The sequence below is a fragment of the Streptomyces sp. NPDC058864 genome (genome assembly GCF_042742985.1).
Taxonomy (GTDB): domain Bacteria; phylum Actinomycetota; class Actinomycetes; order Streptomycetales; family Streptomycetaceae; genus Actinacidiphila.
Genome location: NZ_JBHYMQ010000068.1, coordinates 13,951 through 28,206 on the forward strand (window position 1 = coordinate 13,951; position 14,256 = coordinate 28,206).

Sequence of the window (14,256 nt, forward strand, 5' to 3'; positions counted from 1 at the left end):
ATGCCCAGTAGGATCGCCACCTGCCTGTGGTCCAATGCCCGCCCCGTGCGGGGGTGGAGCGCGACCGGGACGTGTCATACGGGGGACCGTCGCCACGGGGGCGGCCCGAAACTGCGATTCGCGTGAAGGACTGGTGCATCGGTGAGCGTGGTCGTCATCAAGCGCCCGCCGCGGGTTTACCCGCCGGAGGTGCCGAGTGAGGAGGTACGGCTCGAAGCCCCGCCCGAGCTGCCGCGCGGCGAGGACCAGGGCCTGTTGATGAACCTGCTGCCGATGCTCGGCATGGGTTCGTCGGCGGCGTTCTTCTTCCTGCCCACGGGGTCGGGGACGTCCGGCGGGTTCATGAAGGTCATGGGCGTGCTCATGATGGGCTCCACCGTGGCGATGGTGGTGGCCCAGATCGTGCGCGCCCGCAAGGGGCCGTCGGGGCAGATGGCGGAGGCCCGCCGGGACTACCTGAAGTACCTGGCGCAGGTGCGCCGGGGGGTGCGCAAGACCGCCCGCAAGCAGCGTGACGCGCAGTATTACCTGCATCCCGCTCCCGAACAGTTGTGGGCGCTGGTCGCCGAGGGCTCACGGGTGTGGGAACGCCGCACCTCGGACCCGGACTTCGCGCAGGTGCGGGTGGGCCTCGGCCCGCAGCAGCTGTCGACGCCGCTGGTGGCGCCGGAGACCGCCCCGGTGGACGAACTGGAGCCGCTGACCGCGCACTCGATGCAGCAGTTCATCGCCGCGCACGGTTCGCTGGACAACCTTCCGCTGGCGGTGGGGCTGCGCTCCTTCTACCACGTGACGGTCTCCGGTGATCCCGACACCGTCTACGGGCAGACCCGCTCGATCGTGGGCCAGTTGTGCTCCCTGCACTCGCCGGAGGACCTGCTCGTCGCCGTCGTGGCCGCGCCCGGCGCCCAGCCGGAGTGGGAGTGGGTCAAGTGGCTGCCCCACGCGCAGCACAAGGAGCACGACGGCGCGGGCTCGCGCCGTCTGATATGCGGCGACCTGGGTGAGGTCGAGGAGCTGCTGGCGGACGAGCTGGACGGCCGGCCGCGTTTCAACCGCGAGGGCCAGCCGGTGCTGGACCAGCCGCACGTGGTGATCGTGCTGGACGGCGGCGGCGTGCCGGCGGACTCGGTGATCGCCTCCGCGGAGGGCCTGCAGGGCGTCACGATCCTCGAGGTCGTCCCCGGCGAGCTGGACGACGCGCGCGGCTCGCTGTCGATCCAGGTGTGGCGCGACCAGCTGTACCTGGAGGCCGGGGCCGGCACCTTCACCGGCATCCCCGACGTGCTGTCCCCCGTGCAGGCCGAGTCGCTGGCGCGGCAGCTCGCGCCGCTGCGGCTCGGCGCCGCGGACGCCGACGAACCGCTGCTGGCGAACCTGGACTTCACCGACCTGATGGGGATCGGCGACGCGTCCTCGGTGGACGTCGCGCGGACCTGGCGCCCGCGGACGCTCCACGAGCGGCTGCGGGTGCCGATCGGCCTGGGCGAGACCGGCGAGCCGGTCATGCTGGACGTCAAGGAGGCCTCGCAGGAGGGCATGGGCCCGCACGGGCTGTGCGTCGGCGCCACCGGTTCCGGCAAGTCGGAGCTGCTGCGCACCCTGGTGCTGGGCCTGGCCGTCACGCACTCCTCGGAGACCCTCAACTTCGTGCTCGCCGACTTCAAGGGCGGCGCGACCTTCACCGGCATGGGCACGATGCCGCACGTGTCGGCGGTCATCACCAACCTGGCCGACGAGCTGACCCTGGTGGACCGCATGCGCGACTCCATCACCGGCGAGCTGACCCGCCGCCAGGAGCTGCTGCGGCAGGCCGGCAACTACGCCAACATCACCGACTACGAGAAGGCCCGCGCGGCGGGCGCGGCGCTCGACCCGCTGCCCTCGCTGGTCCTGATCATCGACGAGTTCTCCGAACTGCTGGCCGCGAAGCCCGACTTCATCGAGATGTTCATCCAGATCGGCCGCATCGGCCGTTCGCTGGGCGTGCACATGCTGCTGGCCTCGCAGCGCCTGGAGGAGGGCAAGCTGCGCGGCCTGGACACCTTCCTGTCGTACCGCATCGGTCTGCGGACCTTCTCCGCGGCCGAGTCGCGCACCGCGATCGGCGTGCCCGACGCGTACCACCTGCCCAACGTCCCCGGCGCGGGCATCCTGAAGTACGGCACCGACACGATGGTGCAGTTCAAGGCCGCGTACGTGTCCGGCACCTACCGGGCGCCGGGCACCCGCACGGCGAGCGGGGCGCGCGTCGACCGCTCCCCCGTGCTGTTCACCGCCTCGCCCGTGCCGGTGCGCATCGTCACCGAGCCGGAGCCGCAGCAGCGCGCCGGGCAGGTCGACGACGCGCTGGCCGACACCGTGCTCGACGTCATCGTCGGCCGGCTGGAGGGCCAGGGGCCGCCCGCCCACCAGGTGTGGCTGCCGCCGCTGGACGAGCCGTTCAGCGTCGACCAGGTGCTGCCGCCGCTGACGGTGAGCGCCGAGCGGGGTCTGCACGCCGACGGCTACACCGCCGCCGGCAAGCTGCAGGTGCCGGTCGGCCTGGTCGACAAGCCCTTCGAGCAGCGCCGCGACGTCATGTACGCGGACCTGTCGGGCTCCGGCGGCCACGCGCTGGTCGTGGGCGGCCCGCAGTCCGGCAAGTCGACGCTGGTCCGTACCCTGATCGCGTCCTTCGCGCTCACCCACACCCCGAAGGAAGTGCAGTTCTACGCGCTCGACTTCGGCGGCGGCGGCATGCTCGCCCTGGACGGGCTGGCGCACGTCGGCGGGGTGGCCTCGCGCCTGGACGCGGAGAAGGTCCGCCGTACGGTGGCCGAGGTGCACGGCATCCTGAACGCCCGCGAGGAGTTCTTCCGCACCAACGTCATCGACTCGATGGGCACCTTCCGCTCCCGCCGGGCCTCGGGGCACTTCCCCGACCAGCCGTGGGGCGACGTGTTCCTGGTCATCGACGGATGGAGCACCTTCAAGACCGACTACGAGATGCTCGACCCGGTCATCAACGACATCGCCACCCGCGGTCTGGGCTTCGGCATCCACCTGGTGATCACCGCCACCCGCTACACCGAGATCCGGCCCGCGCTGCGCGACCAGGTCCTCAGCCGGCTGGAGCTGCGGCTCGGCGACCCGATGGAGTCCGAGTTCGACCGCAGGCGCGCCGAGAACGTGCCGGTCGGCAAGCCGGGCCGGGGGCTCTCCCCGGAGAAGCTGGACTACCTGGCGGCACTGCCCCGCGTCGACGCCTCCTCCGGCGTGGAGGACCTGTCGGAGGGCATGGCGCAGTTCGTGACCGCGGTCAACGCCAACTGGTCCGGCCCCACCGCGCCGAAGGTGCGGATGCTGCCGACGATGCTGCCGTCGACCGAGCTGCCCGCGGGCGGCGACTTCTCCGACCGCGGCATCGCGATCGGTGTGGACGAGCTCACCCTGTCGCCGGTGTTCGTGGACTTCGAGACCGACCCGCTGTTCGTCATCTACGGAGAGAGCGAGTCCGGCAAGTCCTCGCTGCTGCGGCTCCTCGCCAAGCAGGTCAGCGAGCGCTACGAGCCCGGCAAGGCGCTGTTCGTGGTCTCCGACTTCCGCCGGGCGCTGCTCGGACAGCTCCCGGAGAGCCACATGTACAAGTACTGCGCCTCCGGCCCGCAGCTGCAGGAGGTCATGGAGTCGCTCGCCGGTTCCATGAGCCGCCGGATGCCCGGCCCGGACGTCACGCCCGAGCAGCTGCGCAACCGCAGTTGGTACAGCGAGCCGGACGCATGGGTCTTTGTGGACGACTACGACCTGGTCGCCACCTCGATGGGCAACCCGATGCAGGTGCTGATGGAGTACCTGCCGTTCGCCCGTGACCTGGGCCTGCGCATCGTGCTGTCGCGCAGCACCTCGGGTGCGTCGCGGTCGTCCTTCGAGCCGTTCCTGACCCGCGTCAAGGAGCTGGGCGCGACCGGTGTGCTGCTGTCCGGCGACCCGGCCGAGGGCCCGGTCTTCGGCAACGTCAAGGCGTCCAGGCTGCCGGCGGGCCGCGCGCAGTTCATCACGCGGCGCCGCGGCAACCAGCTCATCCAGACCGGCTTCCTGCCGGAGAGCTGACCCCGTTCCGGCGCACACGGCGCCGGGACACGCGGGCGGGGGCGGGGCGGACGGCCCGCCCCCGCGGCGCTCGCGGCCTCAGTCGCGCGGGGACGGCGGCCGGTAGGCGGGCGGCACGTCCCGGGGATCGCGCCGTACGGCCGCCGGGCGGTCGCCGCGGGCCGTCCCGTCCTCCCGGGCCTCGCCCCGCTCCTCCCGCGCCTCCTCACCGGCCTGCTGCTCGAACCAGCGCCGGGCGCGCTCCTCCTGCGCCGACCGCTCCTCTGGCGTCAGCCGCTCGTCGGCGCGCTTCAGCTCCGCCATGCGGTCGCCGATCGCGCCGAGGTAGGCGCCGGAGCCCAGTGCCTCGCGCATGCCGAGACGGCCGGAGAGCACCTCCCGCGCCATCTCCTTGAGCGCGCCGTCGACGTTGGGGTTGTCGGCGAGCGTCCTGAGCGCCTTGTGCAGTCGGCGGGCCTGTGCGGGGTCGTCGGCGACGTCCATCAGGTCCGCGTCGCTGATCTCCTTGCTCATCGGCTCCGTTCCCCCGGTCGAGAGTGTCGTGGCGAATGCGTCGATGCCATCGTGCCATCCGGGGGACGCCGCGACCACGGGCACGGGCGGGCGCCGGGGCGCGGCCGGGCGGCGCGGCCGGGCCCCGCGGACACGCTTCGTCAACCTTTCGGCCGACCTTCCCGGAGCGCTGGCCGGAGTTCCCCGATCAGATGTGGCACGGTCTGTCTGAACGATGCCGCCGAAGGAGGCCAGGAGCGACCATGTCCTACCCCGAGCCCCGTTACCTCGGAGAACGGGGCGAGGTCAGCGCGCTGTTCCGCTCCGCCGACACCGCCCCGGACGTGATCGCGCCCTCGGGCAACCGCACCCACTACCTCGCCACGCACGCGTCGACGGACGGCGGCTTCGGCCTGTACCGGATCGACATGGGCCCGGGCTCCCCCGGTCCCAGCACCCACTTCCACCGGTCGATCACGGAGTCCTTCTTCGTGCTGTCCGGGGCGGTGCAGCTCTTCGACGGCGAGCGCTGGATCACCGCCCGTCCCGGGGACTTCCTCCACGTGCCGGCCGGAGGGCTGCACGCCTTCCAGAACGACTCCGACGAGCCGGCGTCGATGCTGCTGCTCTTCGCGCCCGGCGCGCCCCGGGAGGAGTACTTCGAGCGGGCCGCCGAGATGGCGCAGCGCGGAGGTGCGGCGTTCCGGGAGTTCCTGCTCCGGCACGACAGCTTCTTCGTGGAGCCGCCGCAGGTCGGGCCGGAGCCGCTGTGACGGACCCGGGCCGGCCGGCCGGCCCGGGTGACCGTCGCCCGCACCGCCGGCCCGGACGCCGGCTTCGAGGGCGAACTGTCCGACGCCGACCGGGATCACGCGCCCGGCGGCACGCACGCGCTGACGTGGGAGGACGGCGAGCTCGTCCGGCGCACCCTGCCGCACGGCGGGCGGGCACCGCGCACCGGTTGCGTGGAGGCCGCCGGCTTCCGCACCCGTGCGCGGGTGGCTGCCCCGGCGGGGCCCGACGTGGGCGCCGACCCCCGACGGCGTCGTCCGCACCCCGGAGGACGACGACCGCGTGCGCGCGTTGCCCCGGGCCGCTTCGATCGACTTCGCCCGCTCACCCGCGACCGGCGCGACGGCGACCTGGGGTGACCGCGGCCGGCGTCACGGGACGTACAGCTCCAGGCGCCAGTCGTTGCAGCGGATGGGATGCCCCGGCGGGTACTCGAAGTCGCACTCGGCCACCAGCGTGAAGCCGAGCTTGCGGCAGATCGCGTTCGAGGGGTGGTTGTCCACCTTGGGGAAGGCGTGCAGGAAGCGCGGGCCCTTCTCGGCCGCCGCCCGGGCGATCACCGCCTCCCCGGCGGCCGCGGCGACACCGCGGCCCTGGAACTCGGGCAGGACGCCCCAGCCGGTCTCGTACACCGTCCCGCCCCGCCAGGACTTCTCCCAGTAGCCGATGCTCCCCGCCGGAACCCCCTCGGGCATCAGGACGATGCTGAACATCCCGCCGCCGCCCTCGCTCCCGCTCGCCAGGTACCGCTCGTGCCGGACGAGCAGTTGCTCCTCGGTCTCGGGGCCGCCGAGGTGGCGCATCATCCCCGGCGCGTTCGCCCGGCGGAGCAGATCGAGGTCGCCCTCCGCCCACGGCTCGATCCGTACCTGCGCGCCCATCCTCGACTCCCCTCGCCGCTCCTGCCGATCACACCACACGGGTCGGACACCGCCACCGATGAGTTCCGCCGGGCCGCCCGGTCCTATCCCCGGAGCCGTTCCGCAGTGGCCCGGCCCGACCAGGAAGGCAGCACCATGAACGACATCACCATTACCCGGGTCTTCGACGCCCCGCTCGCCAAGGTGTGGAAGGTGTGGACCGAGCCGGAGTACTTCGCCCAGTGGTTCGGCGCCCCTCTGCCCACCGTCGCCAGCGACGTCCGCCCCGGCGGCGCGTGGCGCGCCACCATCACCACGCCGCAGGGCGAGATGCCGCTGAGCGGGGTCTACCGCGAGGTGGAGGTGCACAAGCGGCTGGTGTGGACGATGGACGTCCCGGGCGCCCCCGAGGTCGTCATGGACGCCACCTTCACCGACCGCGGCGACCGGACCGAGGTCGTCTACCACCAGCCCGGCGTCCCCGAGGAGCACTGCGCCACGGCCGAGGCCGGCGCCAACCACATCCTGGACAGTTTCACCTCCGTCCTGGCGAAGTCCTGACGGGGGGGGCGGACGGAACGTGACGGAGACGACCTTCGTCCTGGTCCCCGGGGCGGGCGGCGGCACCTGGTACTGGCACCTGCTGGCGCCGGAGCTGCGGCGCCGCGGCCACGCGGCGGTCGCGGTGGACCTCCCCACCGGGGACGACTCCGCGGGGCTGCGGGAGTACGCGGACGCGGTCGTCGCCACCGCGGGCGACCGCGCACCGCTGGTGCTGGTCGCGCAGTCGATGGCCGGCTTCAGCGCGCCGCTCGCCTGCGAACGGCTCCAGGACCGGCTCGTACTGCTCGTCCTGGTCAACGCGATGGTCCCGGCCCCCGGCGAGACCGCCGGGGAGTGGTGGGCCGCCACGGGCCAGCCGGAGGCCCGGCGCGCCCTCGACCTCGCCGAGGGACGGCCGGTGGACGGGGAGTTCGACCCCCTCGTCACCTTCTTCCACGACCTCCCGGGGCCGTTGGCGGACGAGGCCCTGGCCCAGGGGAACCCGCAGTCGGACACCCCGTTCGGCGTGCCCTTCCCGCTGTCCGCCTGGCCGGACGTACCCACCCGTGTCGTCGTGGACCGCGACGACCGGCTGTTCCCCGCCGACTTCCAGCGGCGCGTGGCCCGGGAACGGCTCGGCGTCGAGGCCGACGTCCTGCCGGGCGGGCACCTGGTGGCACTCGCCGACCCGGACGGGCTGGCGGACCTGCTGGTGGGCTACCTGCCGGGCTGAGGAAGCGGCCGGCGGAGGTGCAGGGCACCGGGGCTCCACTGCTCCCGCCCGGTCCCGCGCACCTCCGCCGTCCAGCCCTCCGCCGCGGCGACGGCGGCGGCACGGTCCGGGCCCACACCGCGGAAGAGCCGGGCGGGGACGGTGACGGCGAGCACGTCCGCGCCGTCGGCGGCCCGCGCCCGGTGGGCCGCCGGCCGGCGCTCGGCGGAGGCGGTCCGGGTGCGGATCCGCTCGGTCGCGTACGCGTCCCACCGGGCGGGGTCGGCGGCCCACTCGAGCCGGAACCGGGGCCAGGTGAGGGCGCCCCGCCACGGGTTGAGCCACCCGAGCGGCGGGTCGAATCCCGCGGACGCGAGCGCGACGACCAGCCCGAGGGCGAGCGCCACGGCCCCCCACACCGGCAGCCAGAACCACTGCAGGACGAACTGCGCGAGCAGCCCCGGCCTGCTCCTCGGTGGGGCGGCGAGACGCGGCGGAGCGGTCACGCGGTGCCGTGCGAGCGGTGCACCACGGCCTGCGCGTAGGCCAGCCGTACGTCCAGCCGGTCCGTGCGCACCTTGTAGCGCTCGGACATCCCGTAGTACTTCAGCGCCGCCGGGGAACCCACCCCCTGCCGCCAGGCCGTACGGACGGGCAGCGACCAGGCGGAGTCCCCGGTGCCGCCGACCGCCCAGAACAGGTTCAGGACGAGCCACAGCGGTGACAGCAGCACGAAGACCACCCACGAGGTCAGCGTCCCGCCGTGCCCGGCGAGCACCCGGCCGCCCGGCAGCCTGATCTCCCACCGCGGCCGCCACCGCGCCCGCTTCGCCGGGGTCCCCAGCTCCCCCAGTTCCTCGCCGCCGGGCCCGAGCACCGACAGCCGCCCGCCGGACGACTGCCCGCCCGCCGGACGTACGACGAAGCCGACCGTCTCCCGTCCGGCCAGGTCCCGGTACATCGCGAACCGCGGCTTCGCGTCGGCCCCGGAGCCGCCGCCGGGCGCACCGTGCCCGACGTAGACGGTCTCGCCGCCCCGCCGGGGGCGGATGACCTTCTGCAGCTTGAAGCCGGCCTGCCTGCGCTCCTGTTCGGAGGGCGGCCGCACCTGGAACGAAACGACACTCATCCGATCACGTCCTGTCCTGTGTCACCCGAAGACGGAGCGGACATCGCCGCCCGCGCCGGGCTGCTCCGGAGCCCCGCCGGGGGCACCGCCGGAGGAGCCGCGGTCGCGTGCGAAGTGCACGCTCCCCCCGATCTCGGACATGAGCGAGACGTACACCGGCAGGTCCGCCAGGCTCGGGGTGCTGAGCGAGAAGACGACGAGGTAGCCGCCGAAGGGCGACGGCACGTAGAGCTCGATGTGCAGGAACGCGAAGGGGGCGGCGACCTGTTCGCCGTCGACCTCCGTCGCGTGGAACGACACCACGGCGGGACCGCACTCCAGGTCCACCTCGTGGACGTCCCGGTGCGGCTCCAGCGAGAGCATCTCGTGCAGCGCCGCCGCCGCGATCCGCGGGTCGCCCGGCTCGATCTCCTCGATGCGCACCAGGAGGTTGGCCGTGCTGATCCGGTCGTCCTCGGTGGCGAACAGGCCGAGGGCCGCGTGCAGCACCCCGTCGGCGTCCAGCGACCCGGCGACCTCGCGGTACACCGCGGCGGTGGCCTCCCGCTGGAAGTCGGTGCCGCCCGGCCAGATGCGCGCGGCCAGTTCGGACACCTGCGCGTCGAGGGCGTCGGGCGGGAGGTGCAGGGGGATCTCGTGGAAGACGTCCGGGGACTCGAACTCCACGAGCACGCCCGGCGCCTCGTACAGCGACGTGCTCATCAAAGCCTCCCGGCCGCGGGCGTGTCCGAGTTGTCGAACATGTTGTAGACGCCGGTCACGATACCGGGAGCCTGCTGCGCCACCTGCGGTCCCTTGGCCCACCACGACATGGGGTCGAGCGTGCCGTCGGCCCGGATGGCCGCGCCGAGGGAGTTCTTCACGCTCTGCGGGGCGAACTTCTCGACCGCCCAGCTCAGCGCCTTCTCCTTGGCGGACGATCCCACCGTGTCCAGGACGTGGTTGTCCCAGGCCATCTTCATGCGGTTGCCGAAGCCCTCGGCGCTGACCATCTTGCTGCCCGGCAGTGCCTCCCGCCGCAGCAGACCGACCTTGCCCTCCAGCTTCTCGACGGTGTAGCCGGCGTTCTTCAGCGCCCTGATCTTGGTCACGTGCTCGATGGAGGCGATGGTCCGGCCGTTCACCTTGTAGAGCTTCATCGGGATCTTGACGCCCTTCATCGCGACCTTCCCCAGCTTGCCGATGGGGATGACGCCCAGACCGTCGCCGATCAGGTCCATCGCGCTGACGTCGGCGCCACCCAGTTTCGCCGCCCCGTGGGTGGCCAGGGCGCCCAGCGACAGCGCCCCGCCCGCGAGCGCGAAGGCGCCGGAAAGGGGCGGGCACCAGAGCGTGAGCAGGGAGAGGACGCCCATCACCGTCGAGGCGATGCTGAGCCAGTCACCGATCTGCTTGAGCAGGTCGGCGTGCTTGACGCACCAGTTCTGGATGTCGTGGCCGACCTTGGTGAAGAAGTCGGCGAGTCCCTCGAAGAAACCGGCGTCGGGCGCCTTGTCGTTGGCCTTGCGCAGCCGGTCCGCGATGCCCCGGGCGTCGGACTGGTGGTGCTCCAGCAGCTCCTCGGCCCGCTTGATGATGTCCTCGAGCTCCTGCTGCGCCTTCTCCAGCTGCTTCCCGGCGAGGTCCAGGTCCTTGCCCGCCTGGTTCAGCCGGTTCGAGGCGGCGTCGATCTTCGCCTGGGCGTCGGCCAGTTCGCTCTGCGTGGCGTAATACTGGCCGGCCAGGCGCAGCGCCGGGTCCGCGGCCGCCCGGTTGTAGGCGGAGGTCGCGCGGTCGTAGACGCCCTGCCCGGACTTCTCGCGCTCCTTGGCCGCCTTTGCCTGCGCCTCGTACTCCCGCGCCTTCTGCTGGTACTCCGCCAGTTTGGAGCGCCACGACGACAACTGGAGCGAGGCCTCGCGCAGCGCGTCCCTGCTGTCGCCCACGTAGCGCGGCAGGTCGCCGACCTTCTCGGCGAAGGCGCTCGCCGCCTCGCCCTCCCAGGTCTTGCCGCCCTTGGTGATCCCGGTCAGCGTGGTGTACGCGTTGTCCAGACCCGTCGCGGCCCGCGACAGCTTGGAGTTGAGGTCCTCGACGCTCTCGAGCTTCCCCGGTGCCGGGTCGAAGCCTATGGAGGGGTAGTCCGCCGCCGTCATCGCGCACCCGCCGTGGGCCGCTCCTGCGGTGACGGGGACGGCGAGGGCTTCGGCGCGGCGCCCTGCGTCATGGCGTCGCGGATCGCCTGCTCCGTGGCCTCGTAGTTGTTCTTGGTGGCCCGGAGCTTGTCCTCGATCTGCGCGGTGCCGTCGGCGATCTTCCCGATGGCGTTGTCCCAGCTGTCGTGGAACTCGTCGCAGGCGTTGTCCAGGGCCTCGCTGCCGGTGCTCTTCGGACCCACGTCCTTCAGCGCGCCCAGCGCCTTGCGCATGTCGTCCTGACTGTCGTGCAACTGCTTCAGCAGCCGGTCGAGGTCCTGGACCTCGACCTTGAAGTGGTCACCCAATGCCTGTCCCCCGCGTGGACCGCCCGCCGTGCCTCAGCGCCAGGGGCGGTGGTTTCAGCCGACCCACCGAGGCTACCGCTCCCCATGTGCCGCTTCACCCCCGTCCGGAGGCTCCCCGCAGGATCTCTACGCACCCACGATGCGGTCGCGGTGTGCGCGGACGCCGCAAGGGAGGAAGGGGGCCCGGTGCGGCCGGGACGTGATCCGGTATGTTCAGGTGCCATTGGCATGTCCTCGCTTAGGCGGTGGCGCGGTTCGGAAGTCGGGGCCACGCGCACGGCGGACGTGCCGGGATCGCAGTCAACGGGGATGGGACAAAGGGATGAGCACTCCCTTCGACGGTTCACAGGACGGCGCGGCCGCGCGGATGCGACTGAACTCCGTACCGGCGGACCCGGGCGGCGGCGGGACGTCCGCCGGGACGACGAAGGTCGACACCCAGCGGTTGGACGGGGCGGCCAACGCCCTGGTCGAACTGCGCGGTGACACCGAGAACGTCGACAACAAGGCCGACGAGGACACCCTCGGCGCCGTCACCGGCCTCAACAGGCACACCGCTCCCGGCCCGCCCGAGGGCGGTTCCTGGGCCACCGCGGGCTCCCTGGTGAGCATGGACGTCCGCTGGGGCGACCAGGTCGCCAACCTCAAGCTCATGCTCCAGGACATCAGCGACAGGCTCCACACCAGCACCGGCCACTACACCCGCGCCGAGCAGGAGGAACAGGCCCGCCAGGCCTCGATCCACACCCCCTTCGGCTAGGCGCCGTCTCGCGCCCCGGGAGGCCGGGGCCACGTGGCACGGCCGCAACGGAAACCGACACCCGTCCGCAGGGACGGACAGGAGCTGACGCAGACATGGTGTCCATCCCCTACCTCGACAAGGCCGACCTCGGCCCGCTGGCCGACGCCGCCGCCTCGTGGGGCGCGCTGCCCGCCAAGTACGACGCCCTCCAGCGCGAGTTCGAGCAGCGCGTGATCAACCACCTAAGGGGCCACTGGGAGGGCGACGCCGCGACCGCGGCCTTCGCCACGATGAACCGGGCCCGCACGGAGTACGAGAACGCCGCCACCGAGGCCGGCCGCATCGCCAAGCTGCTCCAGGACGCGCACACCGAGTTCGCGGGGTACCAGAGGCAGCTGCACGCCCTGCTCGACGAGGCACGGACCGACAGCTTCCACGTCTCCGAGGACGGCGCGATCAAGGACGTCGACTCCCGCTGGGACAGCCCGACCGCCTCCGCCTCGCCGGGCTTCGCCACCGAGCGCAAGGAGAAGCTGGACTCCCTGTCGTCGCGCCTGAACGGCGTACTCGAACAGGCCACCGCCGCCGACGAGGCCGCGAGCGCCGCCCTCGAGCGCGACGCCAACGGCGACAGCCGGTCGTTCAACACCAGCGTCTACACCAGCCTCGACGCCGTCGAGATCGACCGGGCCACCGCCATCGCCGACAAGGGCGACCAGGCGACGGACGCCGAACTCGACGAGCTGAACCGGATCCTCCACGCCAACAGCAAGGATTCCGACTTCACCACCGGCTTCTACGACAAGCTCGGACCCCACAAGACGCTGGACTTCTACGCGAACCTCACCGCCCAGTCCGACGAGGAGCCGGACTCCAGGCGCTTCAAGGAGGTCCAGGAACTCCAGAAGAACCTCGGCCACTCCCTGGCCACCGCCACCGACCCGGACAAGCAGCCCCATCTGTCCGACGCCTGGAACGCGGAACTGCGCGCCCAGGGCGCCCAGAAGTTCACGGTCAGCGACAACCCCGGGTACCCGTACCAGCCGTACGGGTACCAGGTGCTGGGCGGCATCCTGCGGTACGGCGAGTACGACTCGCACTTCCTGACGCCCATCGCGCAGCACGCGGTCTCCCTGGAGGCCGAGAACCCCGACATCTGGATCGAGAACTCCCCGCGCGGCTCGCTGAACGAGGACATCACGTCCAACCCCTCCGGCAAGGGCGGCGACGGCTTCGACCCCATGACCGGCATCCTGGAGGGCCTCGGCCACAGCCCCGGGGCCGCCGAGGACTTCTTCACCGGCGATGTGGTGGCCTACCACCGCGACGGCACCGTCGACCCGGGCGGCGACGTCAGGGTGGACCACGGGGACGGGAAGAAGGCCGTCGACTCCTACCTCGACTACTTCACCGACCCCGACCGCGACTGGGTGCCCGACACGGCCGACCGCGACCTGGAGGAGAGCGCCAAGGCCACCCGGCACGGCCCCGACGCCCTCGGCCACGCCCTGGAGGCGGCGGTCTCCGGACGTGCCTACGACGACGTCGACGGCCCGCCGGTGAGGCACTCCGCGGGCCAGGCGGCCCTGATGCACGACGTGGTGGACAAGTTCGGCAACGACCCGGACCTGATCAGCGTCAAGGACGGCGGCCCGCTGTCCCCGATGACCGACAGCCTCGGGAACATGACGGCCGAGTACATGTGGGACGTACAGAAGGCGATGGCCGGGGACAGCGACAACTTCCCCACGTACGGCAAGGACGCCTCTCTGCAGGACCTCAACGACGGTCCGCTGTCCTCCTTCATCGGCGCGGTGTCGAAGGACCCCGACGCTTACGGCGCCATGGGCAACGCCCAGCAGGCGGTCACCACGCAGGTGGTGAGCGGGGCACTCGACGGCCGCTCCGGGGAAGAGGTCCCGACCGACAAGATCAAGGACCTGGTGGCCCCCGGCGCCTTGATCAGCGGGATCATGGAGGAATCCCGGTCCCAGGCGGTCTACGACGACAGGATCGCCTCCGACGAGGACTTCAACAAGGGCCTGGAGACCGGGGACAAGTGGGTCGGCCGGGTCGTGGGGATGGGCACGAGCAAGATCCCCGTCGCGGGGGACGCGGTCGGCTGGGTGGTGGAGGACATCCAGGAGGCGGTCGTCGACCACTACACGCGCGACTCCAGCGACGAGGCGGGCGACGAGGCGCGCCACGAACTGGAGTCCAAGCGCGAGACCGGGGCCCAGGCGATCAAGGACGCGACCGCGACCGCCGGCCGTGAGGCCGGCCTCACGGAACGGCAGATCACCGATCTCGGCGACGCGGTGTACCACCAGGCCAACCTGGACTACGGCGACGGCCGGAACCGCGCGAGGGGCCTGTAGATCCTGTCTTCCGCCACTTCCCGGGACGCGACCG

General features: G+C 72.2%; 14 protein-coding genes. 7 read left to right on the forward strand and 7 right to left on the reverse strand.

Annotated features, from left to right (window positions below; all coding sequences use genetic code 11):
* The first annotated feature begins 141 nt into the window (after nucleotides 1-141).
* Nucleotides 142-4,092, forward strand: coding sequence for a type VII secretion protein EccCa (gene eccCa / locus ACFW3D_RS34155; protein ID WP_500511042.1), 3,951 nt, complete (start codon nucleotides 142-144; stop codon nucleotides 4,090-4,092).
* Nucleotides 4,093-4,170: 78 nt separating this feature from the next.
* Here the strand turns inward: eccCa and ACFW3D_RS34160 are convergent, their stop codons facing one another.
* Nucleotides 4,171-4,605, reverse strand: a complete 435-nt coding sequence (locus ACFW3D_RS34160; protein WP_500511045.1) for a hypothetical protein — start codon at nucleotides 4,603-4,605, stop codon at nucleotides 4,171-4,173.
* A 242-nt stretch (nucleotides 4,606-4,847) separates the two neighbouring features.
* On the opposite strand from ACFW3D_RS34160, the gene ACFW3D_RS34165 reads away from it, so the two are divergent.
* A complete protein-coding gene (locus tag ACFW3D_RS34165) occupies nucleotides 4,848-5,357 on the forward strand; it encodes a cupin domain-containing protein (protein WP_500511048.1) in 510 nt (169 codons plus the stop codon).
* Nucleotides 5,358-5,384: 27 nt separating this feature from the next.
* Nucleotides 5,385-5,735, forward strand: coding sequence for a hypothetical protein (locus tag ACFW3D_RS34170; protein WP_500511050.1), 351 nt, complete (start codon nucleotides 5,385-5,387; stop codon nucleotides 5,733-5,735).
* A gap of 12 nt (nucleotides 5,736-5,747) precedes the next feature.
* On the opposite strand, the gene ACFW3D_RS34175 is transcribed toward ACFW3D_RS34170, so the two are convergent.
* Nucleotides 5,748-6,257, reverse strand: a complete 510-nt coding sequence (locus ACFW3D_RS34175; protein WP_500511053.1) for a GNAT family N-acetyltransferase — start codon at nucleotides 6,255-6,257, stop codon at nucleotides 5,748-5,750.
* Nucleotides 6,258-6,392: 135 nt separating this feature from the next.
* Here ACFW3D_RS34175 and ACFW3D_RS34180 point away from each other — a divergent pair, with 135 nt between their 5' ends.
* Both ACFW3D_RS34180 and ACFW3D_RS34185 read left to right on the forward strand, forming a co-directional pair.
* Nucleotides 6,393-6,797 carry an SRPBCC family protein gene (locus tag ACFW3D_RS34180; RefSeq protein WP_500511055.1) on the forward strand — a complete coding sequence of 135 codons (405 nt, stop codon included), beginning with the start codon at nucleotides 6,393-6,395 and terminating at the stop codon, nucleotides 6,795-6,797.
* A 19-nt stretch (nucleotides 6,798-6,816) separates the two neighbouring features.
* Nucleotides 6,817-7,512 (forward strand): alpha/beta fold hydrolase, encoded by a 696-nt coding sequence (locus ACFW3D_RS34185; protein WP_500511057.1) that lies wholly within the window; start codon nucleotides 6,817-6,819, stop codon nucleotides 7,510-7,512.
* Here the strand turns inward: ACFW3D_RS34185 and ACFW3D_RS34190 are convergent.
* From ACFW3D_RS34190 to ACFW3D_RS34210, 5 genes are read right to left on the reverse strand one after another with little or no spacing between them, the layout of a single operon-like run.
* Complete coding sequence (locus ACFW3D_RS34190) at nucleotides 7,497-7,997, reverse strand: hypothetical protein (RefSeq protein WP_500511060.1); 501 nt, start codon at nucleotides 7,995-7,997, stop codon at nucleotides 7,497-7,499. The genes ACFW3D_RS34185 and ACFW3D_RS34190 overlap by 16 nt on opposite strands.
* The gene (locus ACFW3D_RS34195) at nucleotides 7,994-8,620 is read right to left on the reverse strand and encodes a hypothetical protein (RefSeq protein WP_500511062.1); all 627 of its coding nucleotides are present in this window, start codon (nucleotides 8,618-8,620) and stop codon (nucleotides 7,994-7,996) included. The genes ACFW3D_RS34190 and ACFW3D_RS34195 overlap by 4 nt, the downstream gene beginning before the upstream one ends.
* A gap of 21 nt (nucleotides 8,621-8,641) precedes the next feature.
* On the reverse strand, nucleotides 8,642-9,322 hold the full coding sequence (locus ACFW3D_RS34200) for a hypothetical protein (protein ID WP_500511064.1): 681 nt from the start codon (nucleotides 9,320-9,322) through the stop codon (nucleotides 8,642-8,644).
* Nucleotides 9,322-10,755 (reverse strand): putative T7SS-secreted protein, encoded by a 1,434-nt coding sequence (locus ACFW3D_RS34205; RefSeq protein ID WP_500511067.1) that lies wholly within the window; start codon nucleotides 10,753-10,755, stop codon nucleotides 9,322-9,324. Before ACFW3D_RS34205 ends, ACFW3D_RS34200 begins: the two co-directional genes overlap by 1 nt.
* Entirely contained in the window at nucleotides 10,752-11,102 is a 351-nt protein-coding gene (locus ACFW3D_RS34210; protein ID WP_500511069.1) for a DUF6317 family protein, read from the reverse strand. Before ACFW3D_RS34210 ends, ACFW3D_RS34205 begins: the two co-directional genes overlap by 4 nt.
* Nucleotides 11,103-11,424: 322 nt before the next feature.
* On the opposite strand from ACFW3D_RS34210, the gene ACFW3D_RS34215 reads away from it, so the two are divergent.
* Both ACFW3D_RS34215 and ACFW3D_RS34220 read left to right on the forward strand, forming a co-directional pair.
* Nucleotides 11,425-11,862 carry a hypothetical protein gene (locus ACFW3D_RS34215; protein ID WP_500511071.1) on the forward strand — a complete coding sequence of 146 codons (438 nt, stop codon included), beginning with the start codon at nucleotides 11,425-11,427 and terminating at the stop codon, nucleotides 11,860-11,862.
* A gap of 95 nt (nucleotides 11,863-11,957) precedes the next feature.
* A complete protein-coding gene (locus tag ACFW3D_RS34220; protein ID WP_500511073.1) occupies nucleotides 11,958-14,222 on the forward strand; it encodes a hypothetical protein in 2,265 nt (754 codons plus the stop codon).
* Nucleotides 14,223-14,256: the final 34 nt, after the last annotated feature.